The following is a 17,680-nucleotide window of genomic DNA, read 5'->3' on the forward strand; positions in this document are numbered from 1 at the left end:
GTCGTAGCCATCGCCATAGCCCCCGGCCACCACCGCGATGCGCGAGGGACGCGGTGCCCGCCAGCGGCCGCCGTAGCCGACCGGTTCGCCCGCCTCAACGTCACGCAGGGCAATGATTTCAGAACGCAGCGTCATTACCGGGCGCAACCGGTCCGTGGCAGGGGTAGCGGTTTCCAGCGGATTGCTGCCATACAGCATAATACCGGGCCGGTTCCAGGCGCCGTGGGCCACCGGCCAGGCAAGGGTCGCGGGGGAATTCGCCAGACACAGCGGCGCATCAAGCTTAGTGGCAAGCGCTTGCAGCAGCGTCATCTGCTGTTGGAAGTAGCGGCTATCCGCGGCGTCGGCGGTGGCAAAGTGGCTCATCAGGTGCAGCCCTGTGGCCTCGGGCGCCTCGCTGAGCCGTTGCCAGACGGCGCAGACGTCTTCGGGGGCAAACCCCAGGCGATGCATGCCCGAATCCACCTTGACCCAGACGGGAATCGGCGCTCGCGGCGAAAAGGCCAGCAGCGCCTCAACCTGCCAGGCACTGTGCACCGCCATCCATAGCCGGTGGTCATCCACCAGCGCCAACTCGTCAGCACTGAAGATACCTTCCAGCAGGATAATCGGTGCTGTGATGCCACCTTCGCGCAGCGTCACTGCCTCTTCCAGGCACGCCACCGCGAATGCCGAGGCATCGTGCGCCAAGGCACGCGCGCATTCAAGCGCGCCGTGACCATAGGCGTCTGCCTTGATGACCGCTACGGAGCGGCTATGTGGCGCGCACTGACACGCCAGCTGATAGTTATGACGCAGTGCGTCCAGATCGATATGGGCCACCAGCGGGCGCATGAGTTTTCTCGCTTGTTGCTTGCCAATCGGGGTCGAACATTATCGCTAAATAAAGTCACCGGGCGCATGGCCCGGTGTTGGGGGAACTCACAAGGGTTAGAGAAAGACGGTTAACTTTCAAAAATCGACGACAGCGACAACCCCTGCTTCTCCAGCGACCGGCGTAGTTTCTTGAGCGCCTCAACCTGAATCTGACGCACCCGCTCTCGGGTCAAGCCGATCTCGGCGCCCACTTCTTCCAGGGTGGCCGCTTCATGGCCACGCAACCCGAAACGACGTACCACCACCTCGCGCTGTTTTTCATTGAGCTCGTCAAGCCAGTGGTCAACGTGTTCCTTGACATCGCCATCTACCAGGGAGGCCTCGGGGCCGTGGTCCTCCTCATCAGACAGCGTATCGATGAGGGGTTTGTCGCTTTCGCCGCCCATGGGGTAATCAACCGACGAGACCCGTTCGTTAAGGCCCAGCATTTTCTTCACTGTGCCAACCGGCTTGTCGAGGTGCTCGGCAATTTCTTCCGCCGTGGCTTCGTGGTCGAGCTTTTGGGTCAACTCACGGGCAGCCCGCAGGTAAATATTGAGTTCCTTGACCACATGGATCGGCAGACGAATGGTGCGTGTCTGGTTCATCAACGCCCGTTCGATGGTCTGCCGTATCCACCAGGTGGCGTAGGTGGAAAAGCGGAAGCCGCGTTCGGGGTCGAATTTCTCGACGGCCCGAATCAGGCCCAGATTACCTTCCTCAATCAGATCCAGCAGGGTCAAACCACGATTGAGATAGCGACGGGCAATCTTCACCACCAGGCGCAGGTTGGACTCGATCATCCGCGAGCGCCCCAGCGGATCCCCCTTGCGGGCCAGGCGCCCGTAATAGACTTCCTCTTCCGGCGTCAGCAGTGGTGAAAAGCCAATTTCGTTGAGGTAAATCTGTGTGGCATCAAGACTTTGATGCTGACGGTCCTCGCGCCCTAACGCTTTTTCGAAGGCCTCTTCAGCGGCGGTAACGTCCTCGCCGTCGTCAAGTGCTTCCTCCACAGCGTTCAGGTCTACTTCCTGTAGATCTTTTTCCAGCATACTCATGCGTCTTACCCCCGTTATATCGCCTATCCGCCCTTAAAAAACCAAATGGGTCGCTTGGGCTTCCCATCGTTATTGTTATACAAAGCGTTCACGCCGTTACCTGTCGAGTGGGTCGTGGCAACGCACGTTGTACATGGCTGATACCGGTTAGCGTGACGGTAGAAACTCCAGGGGATCTTGTGGTTGCCCTTCGCGGCGTACCTCGAAATGCAGTCTCACGTCTTCCGCGTCACTATCGCCCATAGTGGCAATGACCTCACCGGCTTCTACAACGTCGTTCTCGCTGACATTGAGGCTGTCGTTATGCGCATAAGCGCTGAGAAATTCATCGTTGTGCTTGAGCAGGATGAGGTTACCGTAACCGCGCACACCGCTGCCTGCATATACCACAATGCCAGAACCAGCGGCCCTTACAGGTTGCCCCTTTTCACCAGCGATATCAATACCGGCGGTGATGCTATCGCCCTGGCCAAACTCGCCTACCACATCACCGTCGCTGGGCCACTGCCAGTCGATGGTCTCGGCAGGCGTATAGGTGCGCCCATCGCGCTCGGATGATGCGTCATCCCGGGCGGCGGTTTGCTCAGTGGAATCATCAGCTTCGGGCGCCGACGCCGTATCCGCCTGGGACGGTTCGGTTTGACCGGATTCGCTTTCCGGCTCAGGGTCCGGCGCGGTTTCGGCGGCCACGACGTCTTCTCGGGGCGCCTCGGAAGCGGCGTCTTCTTCCGCGTCATCGGCCTCACGCTCGGCGCTTAGCCGTTGATTACGCTCGATGGCGGACTCGTCGGGCAGCAGCCAGTCCATCTGCTGGTCGTCGTTTGACGCCGCGGCATCGGGCGCCAGGCCTCGGGCCACGGCGCCGCTCGAGCCTGCATCGGATGATGCCGTGGCGCTTTGCGACGACGTTTCCGCTCCCTCGCGCAGGGCAATCGTCTGCCCGGGATAGATGCGATAAGGGGGGTCGATGTCATTGATTGCCGCCAGGTCACGGTAATCGAGATTATGCTGCCAGGCGATGCCGTACAGGGTGTCACCTTCCTTGACCTGGTATTCGGGGGAGCGCTCGACCGCTTCACGGGCGTCGCTCAAATCACGCACCTGCGGGCCGCCGCCCTGCTGATTGGCACAGCCAGCAACGGCCAGCGCCAGTGCGGACATCATCACTATCTTACGCATGCAAAGCCTACTCCTTTTCAGCAGCGGAAGCGGTTTGGGGAGACGTAGGCGGCGTGCGCCTCAGCCCACGCCGATGTAACATGACAACCAGCAAGGCGCCAAACGCCATCAGCGCGATGACACCGATTAACTGTGCGGGCTCGCCCGTCAACTGCGCATAGTCACCGGGCAATAAATAGCGATAGTCCAACGGGATCATTTCACCATCACTACCCAGTTGATACCGAACCAGTTCTCGCCACGGCCAAATAACGGGCAGTGATCCCACGATGAAACCTAACAATAATTGAAGCGTTGAACCACGATGGCGGCGCAGCAGCCAGGAAAGCACCCGTGAGAAAAGCGCCAGGCCAATGAGGCAGCCGCTCCCGAATAGCAGGATGGTCGTCATATCAAAACCGCGCACAGCTTCCATCACCGTACTGTAAAGCCCCATGGTGAGCAGTAAAAAACTGCCTGATACGCCAGGCAGCAACATGGCACTGATGGCAATACTTCCCGCCACTACCAATATCAGCGATTCATTACCCAATGTTGACACCAGGGGCATCAACCCAGGTAACCATTGAGCCAGCAGCAGTCCAGCCCCCAGTGGAAACAGGTAGCGCCACTTGAAGCGCGTTCGCGAATCACTCACCACGAGGGCCGAAGCGGCCACCAAACCAAAGAAAAAACCGTCCAGCAGCAGCGGGTGTTCTTCCATCAACCACAGCGCCAGGTGCGCCACGCTGAAGACGCTGATCACAATACCGGCAAGCAGCGGTACCAGAAATGCCAGGTTAAGGTGCTGGCTCAGCCCACGCAGCCCGCCATGACGCCATGCGCCAAAGGCGCTCGGGCCAAACTGCTTGATGGTCAGGATCAGTTCTTCATAAATGCCGCTGATAAATGCAATGGTCCCACCTGACACGCCCGGCACTGCGTCAGCGGCACCCATCCCGGCACCGGTTAATAACAATCGTACGGGTTGACGCTTCAATCGACCACTCCTTGCAATAAGGGAACAAAACGAACCGGTTCCAGGCGGCGTTTTTCAAACGCGTTGCCGACGCGTTTGATCTGGGTAAGCCATTGGCTGCCGTCGGATGCCTCTAAAGGGGCAATCAATACGCCATCGGGGCTTAACTGCTCGAGTAGCGGTTCTGGCAGCGTTTGGGCACAGGCGGTCAGCAGAATGACGTCAAATGGCGCGGCGCCGGGCCAGCCTTCGCCACCGTCAGCAACGGCCAGCGACGCCCGGGCCCCCAGGCGGCTAAGCCGGAAGGCCGCGCGCCGGTGCAGGGCCTCGATGCGCTCAAGGGAAAACAGCCTATCGACCAGTCGGGCCAGAATAAGTGTTTGATAGCCAGAACCAGTGCCCAGTTCCAAAACCCGTTTGGGCTCGGCACGCAGCACCAGTTCGGTCATGCGTGCCACGATGAGCGGTTGCGACAACGTCTGGCCAAACCCGATGGGCAGGGAGGTATCTTCGTAGGCGCGGTGGGCCAGCGCTTCATCCACAAACAGATGGCGCGGTTCCTTGGCCATGACCTCAAGCACCCGTGCATCGCCAATTCCTTGGCGCATCAGGCGTTGGACCATGCGGTCACGGGTACGCTGCGAGGTCATTCCAGTGCCGCGCAGCTCTTCCGGTGACAGTTCAGGCGAATGCATCCAGCCAGTCTCGAACGTCGTTGAGCGCCTGATGGCGCGTTAAATCCGTTTGCAAAGGGGTAATCGACACAAAGCCCGCTTCGACGGCCGCAAAGTCTGTATCGTCACCATCGTCGGCATTGGCCGCCACCGGGGCGATCCAGTAACGGGTGCGCCCGCGCGGGTCTTTAATGGCCTGCGGCTGCTCGGCAGGGCCGCGATAGCCAAGCCGGGTGACTTTAACACCCTTGATTTCCTCCCAGGGCACATCGGGTACGTTGACGTTGAGCAACGTGCGAGGCGGCAGCGACAACTGGTCCACCGCCCCCACCAGGCTCGCCGCCAGGTGGCCGGCCGTGGCAAAGTGCCGGTGACCGCAGAGCGACATGGCAATCGCCGACATGCCCAGGTTGCGCCCTTCCATGGCAGCGGCAACGGTCCCCGAATACAGCACGTCATCGCCCAGGTTACCGCCATGGTTGATGCCGGAAATCACCAGGTCGGGTTTTTCATCCCACACGCCGTTGACCCCCAGGTAGACACAGTCCGCCGGGGTGCCGTCGACACTGTAGAACCCGCTGTCCAGCGCGGTCATCGCCAGCGGTCGCGAGAGCGTCAGCGAGTTGCTCGCCCCGCTGCGGTCACGGTCCGGGGCAACGACACGCAAATTGGCGTGCTTGGTCAGCGCATCGTAAAGCGCCTTGAGCCCCGGCGCATGAACACCATCGTCATTGGATAGCAGCAAACGCCGCATGGAAAACTCCTTAGTTGGTTACACCCACCCCGGCTCGCGCCCATCAGTCCGGCGACGCAATCAATTCGCTGACCACTGCGGTGGCGAAACTACCCCGCGGCAGAGCGAATGAGAGTACCACGCTCTGGGCTTCCCGGTTTAGCTGTGGCTCGCTCAAACGCATGCGTAACGCCCGCTGCCCACGCTTGACCCCGCTGCGCAGCAAGCCCTCGCACAGCAATGGATAACGGTCCAGCAACACTGCCTCGTAGTCACCGGCCACCTGCTGGCGGGTAGTACCTACGCCCCACAAGGGGCCTGTCGGATGCACATCCAGTGCATCGGCACGCGCGCAAAGCGTGGCGTCTACCTGGTCGACATCGAACACGCTCCGGGTGCCGTCCAGCATCAGCGTATCGCCGTTAACTGGCTGTTGCCACTGGTCTTTCTCAATTCGTTCGCTAAGCAACTCGTTGAACAGAAAGCTGCGTGCGGTGGACAGCAGGATACCGTGACGATCGTCACGCTTGCGCCACCCGCGCGCCAGCAATGCTTCTGCGCGCTGTAGATTGCGCCCCGCTGGCCCGAAGCGTTGCGCCCCAAAGTAGTTGGGCACGCCCTGCTGACATAGCAACTGCCAACGCTGACTGACATCGTCCGTCTCTACCGCCTCACCGCTAAGCCGCAGTTGAAATCGATTGTAACGATGCACGCCCCGCTTCAGCTTGCGGGGGTGGCGGGCGTGCTGCAAAACATCGACGCCGCCATCGGCGAGAGCCTGCCTCAACCCCTCAGGCGCCTCCTTGCCGGGCAAATGCACGCTCAACCATTGGCGAGTCACCGCGACACGGTCTTTCATCCCCGAATAGCCCACGTCACGGGGCGCAACACCACAGCGCTGGCTGAGCATTTTAACGACCTCCAGGGTCGTCAGGTTGCGCTTTTCAATATTCAACCAAAGGTGTTCCCCGTGGCCTTCCGGGACAAAATCCAGCACCTCGTCGACCACAAAGTCGTCAGGCGCCAGACGAAACCGGCCGGGTTTTGGCGGGCCGAGTGTCGCATCAAGGCTGCGTTGCCAACGGGGCAATTCAAGCATGAGGCCTCTCAAGGGGGCCGAGCAGCACCACCGCTTCGGCAGCGATGCCTTCACCGCGCCCGGTAAAGCCCAGCCGCTCGGTAGTCGTGGCTTTAACATTCACCTGGCCCGTGGCCACACCCAGGTCCGCCGCGATCACTTCGCCCATGGCGCCCACAAAGGGGGCGAGTTTGGGCGCCTGGGCCATCACCGTGGCATCGATATTGATAACGTTATACCCTTCGGCACGCACCAGGGCGATAACCTGGCGCAAGAGATCGCGGCTGTCCGCCCCTTTCCACCTCGGGTCGGTGTCCGGGAAATGATGACCAATGTCGCCCAGTGCACAGGCGCCCAGCAGGGCATCGCTCACTGCGTGCAACAGCACATCGCCGTCGGAGTGGGCAATGAACCCTTGCTCAAACGCCACCTTGACCCCGCCAAGCATCAGGTGATCGCCGGGGCCAAACCGGTGGACGTCAAACCCATGACCAATGCGCATTAAAGGCTCCTCTCGGTGGTATCACGCTGTGAGGTAAGAATCGCGGCCGCCAGTGCCAGATCATCGGGGTGGGTCACTTTAAGGTTATCCCGTCGCCCGGACACCAGTTGGGGGGCATCACCCAGCGCCTCCACGGCGGAGGCTTCATCGGTCACCAGCGTATGCCGGTTTCGCGCCTCGACCAGCGCCCGGTAAAGCTGGCGATAGCGAAAGCCCTGCGGCGTCAAGGCATGCCACAGCGCGTCGCGGGGTTCACTACGCAGGCTGGCGCCGCTTGGGCTGGCGCGTTTCATGGTGTCGGCCACCGGCATTGCCAGCAGCGCGCCCGCAACATGGCGCTGCACGGCCTGGTGGAGCGCCAGCAGATCCTCACGGGTTACACAGGGGCGGGCAACATCATGGACAAGCACCAGATCGTCATCCCCCGCATCGATAACCGTGAGCGCGTTGAGCACGCTGTCCATGCGCTCTTCGCCACCGGTGACACGCTGCCAGTCGGCAAACGGCACCCATTCTTCGGCGAACCAGTGGTCGTCGTCATCCAGGCACAGCACTAGCCGTGCGTCCGGAAAGGCGCTATGCAAGCGTTCCAGGGTATGCACAAGCAGCGGGCGTCCCAGCAACGTCAGGTACTGTTTGGGCCTGTCTGCCTCCATGCGGCGCCCTTGACCGGCAGCGGGCACCACTAACCATAAAGGCTCACTCATCGGGCGACTCCGGCCTGACCACCGAACGGGCGTTGATGCCGATCAATTCTTCCTCGATGGCAACACCTGGCACCCAGAAAAACTGTTCGTCGGTGCGTACCATGCCCATATCGCTGCGTGCGCGCTCTTCAATCGCATCCAGGCCGCCCTTGAGATCGGTCACTTCAGCCGCCATTCGGGCATTGCGCTCGCGCAGGGGCACATTCTCTGCCTCCTGAGCGGCAACGCGCTGTTCGAGTCGCTGCAAGTCACGCCAGCCGCCATCGCCAAGCCAAAGCTGGTATTGCAGCATGCCCAGCACCAGCAGCAGCGCAATCAATAGCCATCTGCGCATGACCGCTCTCCTTAAAGCCGACTACCCAAGGTCATCGAACCGGTAATGTGGATAAATTGGCGCGCATTATGCCATTAAGCGGCTCGGCCAGCGAGTTGCTTTCACTTGTAGGGCAGCGCCTCAAAGGCGGCATCGCGGTAGGCGGCCACTTGTTGCCCCTCTTCGCGGCAAAAGGTCGCGACCGCGTTTGCCAGGCCAGGATGGGCCAGGTAATGCAAGGAGCGCACGCGCTGCGGTGCAAAGCCGCGTAGCAGCTTGTGCTCGCCCTGTGTGCCCGGATCAAACAGTGTAAGCCCTTGCTCCAGGCAAAACTCGATGCCCTGGTAATAGCAGGCCTCGAAATGCAGGCAGTCCGCCATTACTTCGCTGCCCCAGTAACGTCCATAAAGCGTCTGAGCGCCTCGAAAGTAAAGCGCGGCCGCTACGGGTCGCCCGTCAAGGCGCGCCTGCACCAAGACCAGCGACTCGGGCATGGCATGATAAATCCGGGTAAAGAAATCCTGGGTCAGATAAGGCGGCCGACCGCGTTCCTGGTAGGTAATGGCGTAACAGCGGTAAAAATGCGCCAGGTCAGCAGGCGTGATCTGCTCGCCGACCAAGCGCACCACCTCCAGACCCTGCTCGGCCACCAGACGGCGTTCACGCTTGATCATTTTACGCCGCTTGGACGTCAGCGCAGCGAGAAACCCGTCGAAGTCGCCGAAGTCTCGATCACGCCACTGAAACTGTACGCCCTCGCGGCTGATGAGCTCTGGGCACTGGGCCTGCCACGCTTCCACTTCTGACGTGTCAGCAAACAGCAAATGCCAGCTCGAAAGGTCCTGGCGCTGGCACTGCGCCTGCCAGCCCTGGGCCAGGGCCGCGTAGACGGCTTGCGTATCAACGCCTTGGGCCACCAAAGCGCGCGCGCCGGGCACCGGGGTAAACGGCACGGCACTCAGCGCTTTAGGGTAATAGTGCCCGCCGGCGCGCTCGAAAGCGTCGGCCCAGCCCCAGTCAAACACATATTCACCGTAGGAATGGTGCTTCTCGTAGAGCGGCATGGCGCCCACCAGCTGCTCGCCCTGCCACACGCTTAAATGGCAGGGCTGCCAGCCGGTCATTGGGCCTACCGAGCCGCTTGCCTCCAGGGCATGCAGGAAGGCGTGACGTAAAAACGGCTGATCGGCATCCACCAGGGCATCCCACTGGCTGGCCGACACCGCCTCCATGGCGGATAACACCGCAACCGATAGCGACGCTGGCATAGTCTCTCCCGAACCTGGCATTGGCTTCACTTAAGCTACTCTACACTATGCAGGCGCTTTTCCCTGCTACGATACAAGCTCGGGATTTAACGCCATAAACAGTCCCGCGCCTGCCGTCAGTCAACGTTATCCACCTTACCGGTGCTGGCCAGTAAAATTGTTCCGTCCCATTTAAGCCGGGGAGCGAGCGGCCGATAATGTTAATATAAGGTTTTATTGACACCTTCATCACGGAGCAAGGATGCCAGCACCATCACCCCCTGATAACGAGCCTCAGCGTCTGGCAGCGGTGCATGCGCTTCGTGTTCTTGACACCCCCGCCGAAGCGGCGTTTGACCGGCTTACGCAGCTTGCCCGCGAGTTGTTTGACGTACCGATTGCCATCATCTCGCTGGTTGATGAACACCGCCAATGGTTCAAGTCGCACCCGGGTCTCGATATCACCCAAACCGAGCGTGATACCTCGTTTTGTGTGCATACCATCATCGCCGATGCGCCATTGATCGTGCCGGATGCCCACCTTGACCCGCGCTTTGTCGACAACCCCCTCGTCCACGGTGAGCCGTACCTGCGCTTTTACGCAGGCTATCCGCTGCGCTCCGATGACCGCTTTGTCCTGGGCACGCTATGCCTGCTGGACAGCCGCTCCCGCAACTTTGGCGAGCAGGAATTAAGGCTGTTGAAGGGTTTGGCGGGCCAGGTGGAGGAGCTGTTTCGGTTGCACGCCATCCGCCACGACCTGACTGAGACGACCCGCCGCTATCATGCACTGTTTCACGGTAGCGCCACCGGCATCCTGAGAATCGACCGCAACGGTTTGGTCCTGAGTATTAACGCCTTTGCCCTGACACTGCTGGGCTATTCGCAAGACGAAGTCAGGGGGCAAAACGTCGCCATGCTGGCTCCTTCAGAGTCGCACCATCTCCTTAACAACTTTATTACGCGGTTTGTAGACGGCGCAGCCCCTCAGGCGATGGGGTGCGGCTGCGAGGTCGAGGTTCAACACAAAGCAGGCCATCGCGTCACGGTTCACCTGGCGGTCAATGCCATCAAGGACGAGTCGGACCAAGTCACCGAGTTCATTGGCCTTATCACCGATTTAAGCCAGGTCCAGGCTGCCAATCGGCGCACTCGAAAAGAACAGAGCCTGCTCAAGGTTCTGCATCAGGGGATTACCGATTACCAGGCGCTCATGTCCGGCGAACGGCTGTGGACCTTTTTGACGGAAGCCCTGAGCGAACTCACCGACAGCGAATACTCCCTGATTGGCGAGGTGCTGCCCGGCGACTCCCGCAATGCGCTGAAGCTCAATGCCATCAAAGGGCCGTTGTGGAGTCCCGAATCGCGTCATCACATCGAGCAACTGCTCAGTGGCGACAGGGTGCTCAAGAATCCAGACTCACTGTTGGGACGCGTCTTTGCCCGGGGTGAGGTGGTCATCGACAACGATGTCAATGAGTATACCCAGCGCAGCGAGTTCCCGCTTGGGCAGGTACAGTTTGATAACTACCTGGGCGTGCCTATTTTCAGTAGCGGTCAACTTATCGGCATGTTTGCCATCGCCAACAGCCGCCAGCAGTTGGACCAGCACTTGCTGGACTGGCTACAGCCCTTCACCGACACCTGCGTGCTACTGATCAATCTGTACCGCCAGATGGCTGAGCGCGAGCAGGTCATGCAGGACTTGGCCGATACCCGTGATCAAGCCGAACGCGCCAACCAGGCCAAGAGCGAATTTTTATCGTCGATGAGCCATGAACTGCGCACGCCGCTCAACGCGATTCTCGGCTTTGCCCAGGTACTCGGCCACAATCCCCGCGCCCCTCTGAATGACAAACAAAAGCGCCAGGTCAACCAGATCGAAAAGAGCGGCCACCATCTGCTTAGTTTGATCAACGACGTGCTGGATTTGGCAAAAATCGAAGCGAGCCAGCTGTCGCTTTCCATTGAAGCCATTGCGCTGAACAGCCTCTTTGAAGATGCCTGCAGCACCCTCGAGGCTAACGCCGGGGCCGCCGGTATCACCCTGACCTGTACATTACCCGATACCGACTTGAAGGTCAGTGCCGACTACACACGTACCAAGCAAATACTTCTCAATCTGCTGTCCAACGCGATCAAGTACAACGTTGCCAACGGGCGGGTCGATATTCTTGCGCAGCGCCAGAAAGATGTCGTCAGGATCAGCGTCAGCGATACAGGCCCCGGCGTCGAGACCGACCGGTTCAGCGAGCTGTTCGAACCGTTTAACCGCCTTGATGCTGAAGGCAGCCACGTGGAAGGAACGGGCATCGGATTGTCCATTACCAAGGAGTTAGTGGAACGCATGCACGGAGAGATCGGCGTCGACAGTCAGCCAGGCCATGGGTCGACGTTCTGGTTTACGTTGCCGGTGTCGACCTCCCCCGATGCTGAGCGCCCTGCAGGCCCCGAGCAACGACACCTGCCCGAGACCGCAAACCAGCAAACACTGCTGTACATCGAAGACAATCCCGCCAACCAACACCTGATGGAAGATATTGTCGACGCCATGGAGGGCGTGACGCTTCGCACTGCATCAAGTGCCGAGATCGGCCTGGAAATGATGCGTTACGCCATCCCCGCCGTGGTGGTAATGGACTTGCACCTACCCGGCATGAGCGGCTATGAAGCGCTGACCAAGCTGCGTGACACGCCCCTCTATCGCGATGTGCGCGTCATTGCCCTGTCGGCCAATGCGCTGCCCAGCGACATAAAAAAGGGCCTCAGAGCAGGATTTGATGCCTATTTAACCAAACCGATCGACATTAAACAGTTTACCGACACGCTTAACCCGTTGCTGGGAGCGCCCACCAGGCAGGAGCCATGACATTTTATTCCAAACACGTATTGGTCGTTGACGATAACCCCGTCAACATCGAGCTCATGATCGACTTGCTCGAGAACCAGGGTTTTCATAACACCCACGGCATCAGCGACCCCCGCGAGGTGCTCGCCTATTGCCAGGCGTCACTGCCCGATCTGGTATTGCTGGACATCCGCATGCCGCATCTGGATGGCTACGCGGTTATCGAGCAACTTGACGCGCACCTTGGCCAGCAGGCACCGCCGATTGTCATCCTCACCGCCCAGATTGACGATGACACCCGCCAGCGCGCGCTGGCGCTTGGCGTGCGCGACTTTATTACCAAGCCTTTCAAGCATGCCGAGGTGCTGCAACGCATTCTCAACGTGCTCAACGTCGAGCACCGCTACCACGTCCGCGACCGACAGGCCGACACCCTGGAACGCATGGTCAATGAACGCACTCAGGCGCTTTATCTTCAATCATGCACCGACCCCATTACGCAATTACCCAACCGGCGCGGCCTTACCCAAGCCCTCAGCGAAGCGGCAACACACAACGATGCCACCGGGCTATTGTTCATCGCATTGGACCGCTTTGATGATGTCATTCGGTTGCATGGGTACCGAATTGCCGAAAGACTGATGAGCCATATCGTCCAGCGCCTGGCTGAGCGCCTGGGCGACTCGCACACACTCGGCTTATGGGGTGGCAGCGAGCTGTTGGTGATTAGCGCCACCGATGACAAGCCCGAGCTTGTGTCGCTAGCCCATCACCTGATGGAAACGTTCGAAACTGACCAGCAGATTGACGATTTGCTGCTGCCGCTGGAGGCAAGAGTCGGCATTAGCCGAACCCGCGGGGCATTTGATATTGAGCGGTTAGTCCATATGGCGACCTTGGCGCTGCCCCAGAAGAATGGCAGGTCGGTCCAGTGCTATAGCGAAACGCTCGAGGCCCAGCAGCGCCATCGGCTACACGTCCTGCAAGCCTTGCGCGGCGCCACCGAGCGCGGTGAAATGTCGCTCGTCTTCCAGCCTAAGCTGCGCCTGAGTGATCAGCGTATTACCGGTGCCGAAGCGTTACTGCGTTGGCACCATCCCGACCTGGGGCACATATCGCCAGGCATGTTCATTCCCCTGGCCGAAGCCAGCGGGGATATCTTTTCGATTGGCGAGTGGGTACTGGAAGAGGCGATCAGGACGATTGCCGACTGGCGGCAGAAAAACGTGCTAGGTGATGACTTTCACATCGCCGTGAACGTAGCCGCCCGGCAGCTGGCGCGCAAGGATTTCGCCGAAAGCGTATTGCGCCAGTTGGAAGACCACCAGATCCCCGCGCGCTTCTTCGCCATTGAAGTCACTGAATCCGGTTTAATGAGCGATATGCAGAACGCCCGCCAACAGCTTGCGCAGTTTACCCAGGCAAATATCGCCGTGGCCATCGATGATTTTGGCACCGGTCACTCTTCGTTGGCGTATATCAAGACGCTGCCTTTTTCAACGCTGAAGATTGACCGCGCCTTTGTCATGGACTTGGAGGAAAGCGACGTAGAACGCCAGCTGGCGCGCACCATTGCCCAACTGGCGCATAGCGTGGGCAGTGACGTTGTCGCGGAAGGCATTGAAACCGCATATCAGGCCATGTACTTACGGGGTATTGGCTGTGAAACTGCTCAAGGCTACTATTTCTCGCGGCCATTACCGGCCAGCGAGTTTCTCGCCTGGTGCGATAATTGGCAGCCACACTTGCCACCAAAAGCCACGGAGACCGTTTAATGGCTCACGACTTGCTCGACCGGATACGCCAACGCCTTGAAGATCTCAATCGCTCGGAGCGTAAGGTCGCCAACGTGATTATCGATGATCCTGCGGCCGCCACCAGCCTGAGCATTGCCAGCCTGGCACAGGCGGCAAGTGTCAGTGAGCCAACGGTGAACCGTTTTTGCCGTAATTTTGGCGCCAAGGGCTACCCCGATTTCAAGATCAAACTTGCCCAGAGCCTGGCGGGCGGTACCCCCTACGTGACCCGGGCGGTAGAACCTGGCGATTCCGCCACCCAGTACACCCAGAAAATCTTTGGTGCCACCATTGCCGCCCTGGATGAAGCCCAGCGCGAGGTCGACATGGGCGCCGTGGAGCGCATGGTGGATTACCTGACCCAGGCCAAGCAGATCCACTTCTTCGGCCTCGGCGCGTCCGGTGCAGTGGCGCAGGATGCCCAGCACAAGTTCTTCCGCTTCAACCTGCCGGTCATGGTGCACATCGATGTGCTGATGCAGCGCATGATTGCCGCTGCCTGCCACACAGGGGATGTGGTGGTGATCATTTCCTACACCGGGCGAACCCGTGAACTGGTCGATATCGCGCGCGTCGCCCGCGAAGCGGGCGCTGTCGTGCTGGGCATTACCGCACCGGATTCACCGCTGGCGCTGGAATGCACCGCCACTCTTGAAGTCGCGACGCCGGAAGACACCGACCATTACATGCCCATGACGTCACGCGTGATTCAACTGACGCTGATCGATGCGCTGGCGACCGGTGTAACGCTCAGGCGCGGCGAGGATTTCCTGCCGCACCTTAAAAAGATCAAGGACAGCCTGAGGGAGACACGTTTCCCTGTGCCCAAAAGCTCCTAACCGGTCACTGCGGCGGAAACGGTAATCTCTACCTTGAGCTCGTCGGCCGGCATCGGCGCGCACACACAGGTGCGGGCCGGGGCATGGCCTTCGGGCACCCAGGCATCCCAAACGGCATTCATCGCCGCGAAATCGCTGCCGTCCTTGAGGTAGATCGTGGCGGTCAGCAGTTGTTCACGCGACGAGCCAATCTCGCTCAAAAGCGCATCCACCCGCGTCAGCATGCTTTCGGTTTGTGCCGTGATATCATCGTAACGCGCCTCTGGCCCGGCGACCTGGCCACACAGGTGGGCCACACCCTGATGGATGACCGCACGGCTCATGCGGGCTTTGGTGTCGTGGCGTTCAATCGTCATTGGTTTCCTCATTGTCGTTGAATCCGTTGTCATCCAGCTACTCAGCACAGTCGATGCACTTGAGCACCAGCGGATCGCTTTCCAGTCGTTTAATGTTAATCCATTCACCGCATTCGATACATTCACCGAAGACACCTTGCTCGAGACGTTGCAAGGCGCCCGCGATACGCGTCACGTTTTGCTGGCGACGCTGCTCTTCGGCCTTGGCCATGGCCTGCCCCTGAAGGGCGTCCATGCGCGACAGTCGGCCGACCGAGGTCTGATCCAGCGTCACCGTATCCCGAGCCTCGGCACTGCCAGCACTTTCATCGATCAGCGTCTCGCGCAGCGTGATTAAACGGGCCTTCATGGCCTCCACGTCCACATCGGGGTGGTTCATCGCCGCCTCCTTATGATCTGCTGTTATACTTGGTAAATTAACCTTTTACGAGCGCCCCTTCGCCCGCTTGTTTCGCAAAGGATACTGCATCATGGGCTATCGTAGCCTGCTGCGCGACCACCGTAGTGTGTTAAGTATCGCCTTTTTGGCGATGTTCAGCTCAAGCCTTGGGCAAAGCTTTTTTGTCGGGCTTTTTCAGGCGCCGCTGGCCGACCATTGGCAGTTCAGCGCTGGTCAGTTCGGTACCGCCTACACCGTCGTGACGCTCGTTGCAGGGTTTGTCATGCTGTATTACGGCCCTTCCATCGACTGGATATCCCCCCGCCGATTCGCGATTACCGTGCTGCTTGCCCTGGTGACGGGTGTCGCCCTGCTCACGCTTTCCCCCTGGTGGTGGCTTGGCGTTCTCGGCCTGGGCCTGGTGCGGTTGTGCGGGCAAGGCATGTTGACCCACCTGGGCAACACCCTCGCTGCCCGGGAGTTCACCACCCAGCGGGGACGTGCCATGGGGCTTGCAAGCCTGGGAATTCCACTCGGCGAAGCGCTGCTTCCGCCGCTTGTCGCGGCGACATTGCTTTGGCTTAGCTGGCAGTCTTTCTGGTGGTTGCTATGTGCCTTGCTGGCCTTGCCGTGGCTATGGCTGCTCAAGCGAGCCCCCTGGTCCAACGCGCCGGGCAAAAAACCCCAAAAACACGATGCCACCGGGCCGCAACCCTTTCGCGAGTTTCGCTTCTGGGCGTTATTGCCGCTGCTCATGTCGCTGCCGATTACCATGACAGGGCTGTTCATCTACCAGGCGCAGCTCACCGATGCCCTGGACAGTTCGCTTGGCGTCTATGCGCTGGCCCTTACCGGCATGGGGGTCGCCAAGCTTCCCGGGGCACTCTTGGGCGGCCGCTGGATCGATAAAATCGGCCCGGTACGCCTGGCCCGCATTTACTTGCTCCCTTATGCCGCGGCGATGCTATTCGCCACACTGGCCGGAGGGAACGCAAGCGTGTGGGCGTTGATGGTGGGAGGCGGTTTGGCCATGGGCGCTCAAGAGCTGATTGCCTCGGGCCTGCTGATCAAGCTGTGGGGCATCGAGCACCTGGGACGCGTACGCTCCGCGCTCAGCGCCGCCATGGTATTTTCCACGGGTATCGCTCCCGCCGCCATCGGACTCGCGCTCAGCGCTGGCATGGCGTTTCCGGCCATTCTTGCCACGATGCTGGCGTTTATCGTCGCCGCCTGGTGTCTTGCCCAACGCGTTTTGCAAATAGCCAACCAAGCGGCCAGCCCCTAGCGCAGAATCAGCACCGGCAATTGGGCCTTCCTCAGCATCGCGGTGGTGGTGCTGCCAACCAGCAAATGGCGAATGCGTGAATGGCCGTAGGCGCCCATGACCAGCATATCGATGCCATGTTCCTCTTTGTAAGCGCGCAGCGTTTCTTCGACATCACCCGCTCGAATCGCGCCTTCGGCCGTATGGCCCGCACTCGTCAGGCTCGTCAGCGCCCACTCCAGCTGTGAACGGTGCTCGGCGGTTTCCGCGCCGACGATGACAACGTGGCAGGTCGCGCCGTTAAACAACGGGCTTTTGGCGAGCATTTCAACGCCCTTGCGCGCTGTTTTGCTGCCATCGAAGGCCATCATGACGTTTTCGGGATGGGTGAATGTCCTGGGCACCATCAGGATAGGCCGGTGCACTTCGCGCACCACGCGCTCCAGGTTTGAACCTATATGGCCGCTGGCCTGGTGCGCGGTTTCGCCACGCTTACCCACCACCAGCAGGCGTACACTATTTTCCTGCTCGACCAGGGTTTCCACCAAGGTACCGTTGCGCTGCAGGGTCTCCGGCGCTTCGACACCCGCTTTCAGGGCTCGCTGCTTGGCATCGTCCAGCACAAGCCTGCCTCGCTCACGCGCCAGTTTGGCATGCTGCTCTTCGACGTCGGATAGCTTTTCCAGTAGATGCTCGCGGGTGCCAAGGCCCAGGTTGCCGGTCAGGTCAGGCTCGGAGACTTGCGGGCGGTTATCCACCACATGAATAAACGCGAGCGGTGCATCAAGCGCCTTGGCCGCCCAGGCAGCGTAGTCGCATACCCCTTCGGAAAACTGGGAACTGTCGATAGCCGCCAATACTCGATCAGACATTGATTAACCTCACTTGAGCGGG

General features: G+C 60.1%; 18 protein-coding genes. 4 read left to right on the forward strand and 14 right to left on the reverse strand.

What is annotated here, in order from left to right; genetic code table 11:
* From alr to ADS46_RS17740, 11 genes are all read right to left on the reverse strand, one after another.
* Positions 1-834: alanine racemase (alr, locus tag ADS46_RS17690; protein WP_066322383.1), on the reverse strand; the 834-nt coding region annotated here is incomplete at its 3' end.
* A gap of 110 nt (positions 835-944) precedes the next feature.
* Positions 945-1,913 carry an RNA polymerase sigma factor RpoS gene (gene rpoS / locus ADS46_RS17695; RefSeq protein ID WP_066322384.1) on the reverse strand — a complete coding sequence of 323 codons (969 nt, stop codon included), beginning with the start codon at positions 1,911-1,913 and terminating at the stop codon, positions 945-947.
* Between the two features lie 147 nt (positions 1,914-2,060).
* A complete protein-coding gene (locus ADS46_RS17700; RefSeq protein WP_066322386.1) occupies positions 2,061-3,092 on the reverse strand; it encodes a peptidoglycan DD-metalloendopeptidase family protein in 1,032 nt (343 codons plus the stop codon).
* A 7-nt stretch (positions 3,093-3,099) separates the two neighbouring features.
* Complete coding sequence (locus ADS46_RS17705) at positions 3,100-4,071, reverse strand: DUF368 domain-containing protein (RefSeq protein ID WP_066322387.1); 972 nt, start codon at positions 4,069-4,071, stop codon at positions 3,100-3,102.
* Positions 4,068-4,745, reverse strand: a complete 678-nt coding sequence (locus ADS46_RS17710) for a protein-L-isoaspartate(D-aspartate) O-methyltransferase (RefSeq protein ID WP_066322389.1) — start codon at positions 4,743-4,745, stop codon at positions 4,068-4,070. Before ADS46_RS17710 ends, ADS46_RS17705 begins: the two co-directional genes overlap by 4 nt.
* Positions 4,732-5,478 (reverse strand): 5'/3'-nucleotidase SurE, encoded by a 747-nt coding sequence (gene surE / locus ADS46_RS17715; protein WP_066322391.1) that lies wholly within the window; start codon positions 5,476-5,478, stop codon positions 4,732-4,734. The genes ADS46_RS17710 and surE overlap by 14 nt, the downstream gene beginning before the upstream one ends.
* Before the next feature lie 43 nt (positions 5,479-5,521).
* Positions 5,522-6,556, reverse strand: coding sequence for a tRNA pseudouridine(13) synthase TruD (gene truD / locus ADS46_RS17720; protein WP_066322393.1), 1,035 nt, complete (start codon positions 6,554-6,556; stop codon positions 5,522-5,524).
* A complete protein-coding gene (ispF, locus tag ADS46_RS17725; RefSeq protein WP_066322397.1) occupies positions 6,549-7,037 on the reverse strand; it encodes a 2-C-methyl-D-erythritol 2,4-cyclodiphosphate synthase in 489 nt (162 codons plus the stop codon). Before ispF ends, truD begins: the two co-directional genes overlap by 8 nt.
* Positions 7,037-7,744, reverse strand: a complete 708-nt coding sequence (gene ispD, locus ADS46_RS17730; protein WP_066322400.1) for a 2-C-methyl-D-erythritol 4-phosphate cytidylyltransferase — start codon at positions 7,742-7,744, stop codon at positions 7,037-7,039. The genes ispF and ispD overlap by 1 nt, the downstream gene beginning before the upstream one ends.
* A complete protein-coding gene (gene ftsB / locus ADS46_RS17735; RefSeq protein ID WP_066322402.1) occupies positions 7,737-8,078 on the reverse strand; it encodes a cell division protein FtsB in 342 nt (113 codons plus the stop codon). The genes ispD and ftsB overlap by 8 nt, the downstream gene beginning before the upstream one ends.
* A 101-nt stretch (positions 8,079-8,179) precedes the next feature.
* Positions 8,180-9,325, reverse strand: a complete 1,146-nt coding sequence (locus tag ADS46_RS17740; RefSeq protein WP_066322405.1) for a GNAT family N-acetyltransferase — start codon at positions 9,323-9,325, stop codon at positions 8,180-8,182.
* A gap of 241 nt (positions 9,326-9,566) precedes the next feature.
* Between ADS46_RS17740 and ADS46_RS17745 the strand changes: the two genes are divergently transcribed.
* The 3 genes from ADS46_RS17745 to ADS46_RS17755 are packed head-to-tail and all read left to right on the forward strand — an operon-like array spanning position 9,567 to position 14,787.
* Positions 9,567-12,173 (forward strand): GAF domain-containing protein, encoded by a 2,607-nt coding sequence (locus tag ADS46_RS17745; RefSeq protein ID WP_066322410.1) that lies wholly within the window; start codon positions 9,567-9,569, stop codon positions 12,171-12,173.
* The gene (locus tag ADS46_RS17750; RefSeq protein ID WP_066322414.1) at positions 12,170-13,927 is read left to right on the forward strand and encodes an EAL domain-containing protein; all 1,758 of its coding nucleotides are present in this window, start codon (positions 12,170-12,172) and stop codon (positions 13,925-13,927) included. Before ADS46_RS17745 ends, ADS46_RS17750 begins: the two co-directional genes overlap by 4 nt.
* Complete coding sequence (locus ADS46_RS17755; protein WP_066322417.1) at positions 13,927-14,787, forward strand: MurR/RpiR family transcriptional regulator; 861 nt, start codon at positions 13,927-13,929, stop codon at positions 14,785-14,787. Before ADS46_RS17750 ends, ADS46_RS17755 begins: the two co-directional genes overlap by 1 nt.
* On the opposite strand, the gene ADS46_RS17760 is transcribed toward ADS46_RS17755, so the two are convergent.
* Positions 14,784-15,143 (reverse strand): RidA family protein, encoded by a 360-nt coding sequence (locus tag ADS46_RS17760; RefSeq protein WP_066322422.1) that lies wholly within the window; start codon positions 15,141-15,143, stop codon positions 14,784-14,786. The genes ADS46_RS17755 and ADS46_RS17760 overlap by 4 nt on opposite strands.
* Positions 15,144-15,180: 37 nt before the next feature.
* On the reverse strand, positions 15,181-15,522 hold the full coding sequence (locus ADS46_RS17765) for a TraR/DksA family transcriptional regulator (protein WP_066322428.1): 342 nt from the start codon (positions 15,520-15,522) through the stop codon (positions 15,181-15,183).
* A 91-nt stretch (positions 15,523-15,613) separates the two neighbouring features.
* Between ADS46_RS17765 and ADS46_RS17770 the strand changes: the two genes are divergently transcribed.
* Positions 15,614-16,807, forward strand: a complete 1,194-nt coding sequence (locus ADS46_RS17770) for an MFS transporter (RefSeq protein ID WP_066322429.1) — start codon at positions 15,614-15,616, stop codon at positions 16,805-16,807.
* Here ADS46_RS17770 and ADS46_RS17775 read toward each other — a convergent pair.
* On the reverse strand, positions 16,804-17,658 hold the full coding sequence (locus tag ADS46_RS17775) for a universal stress protein (RefSeq protein WP_066322430.1): 855 nt from the start codon (positions 17,656-17,658) through the stop codon (positions 16,804-16,806). The two genes, ADS46_RS17770 and ADS46_RS17775, sit on opposite strands and share 4 nt — an antisense overlap.
* Between the last annotated feature and the right edge of the window lie 22 nt (positions 17,659-17,680).

This window comes from Halomonas sp. G11 (genome assembly GCF_001663515.1).
Lineage (GTDB): Bacteria > Pseudomonadota > Gammaproteobacteria > Pseudomonadales > Halomonadaceae > Vreelandella.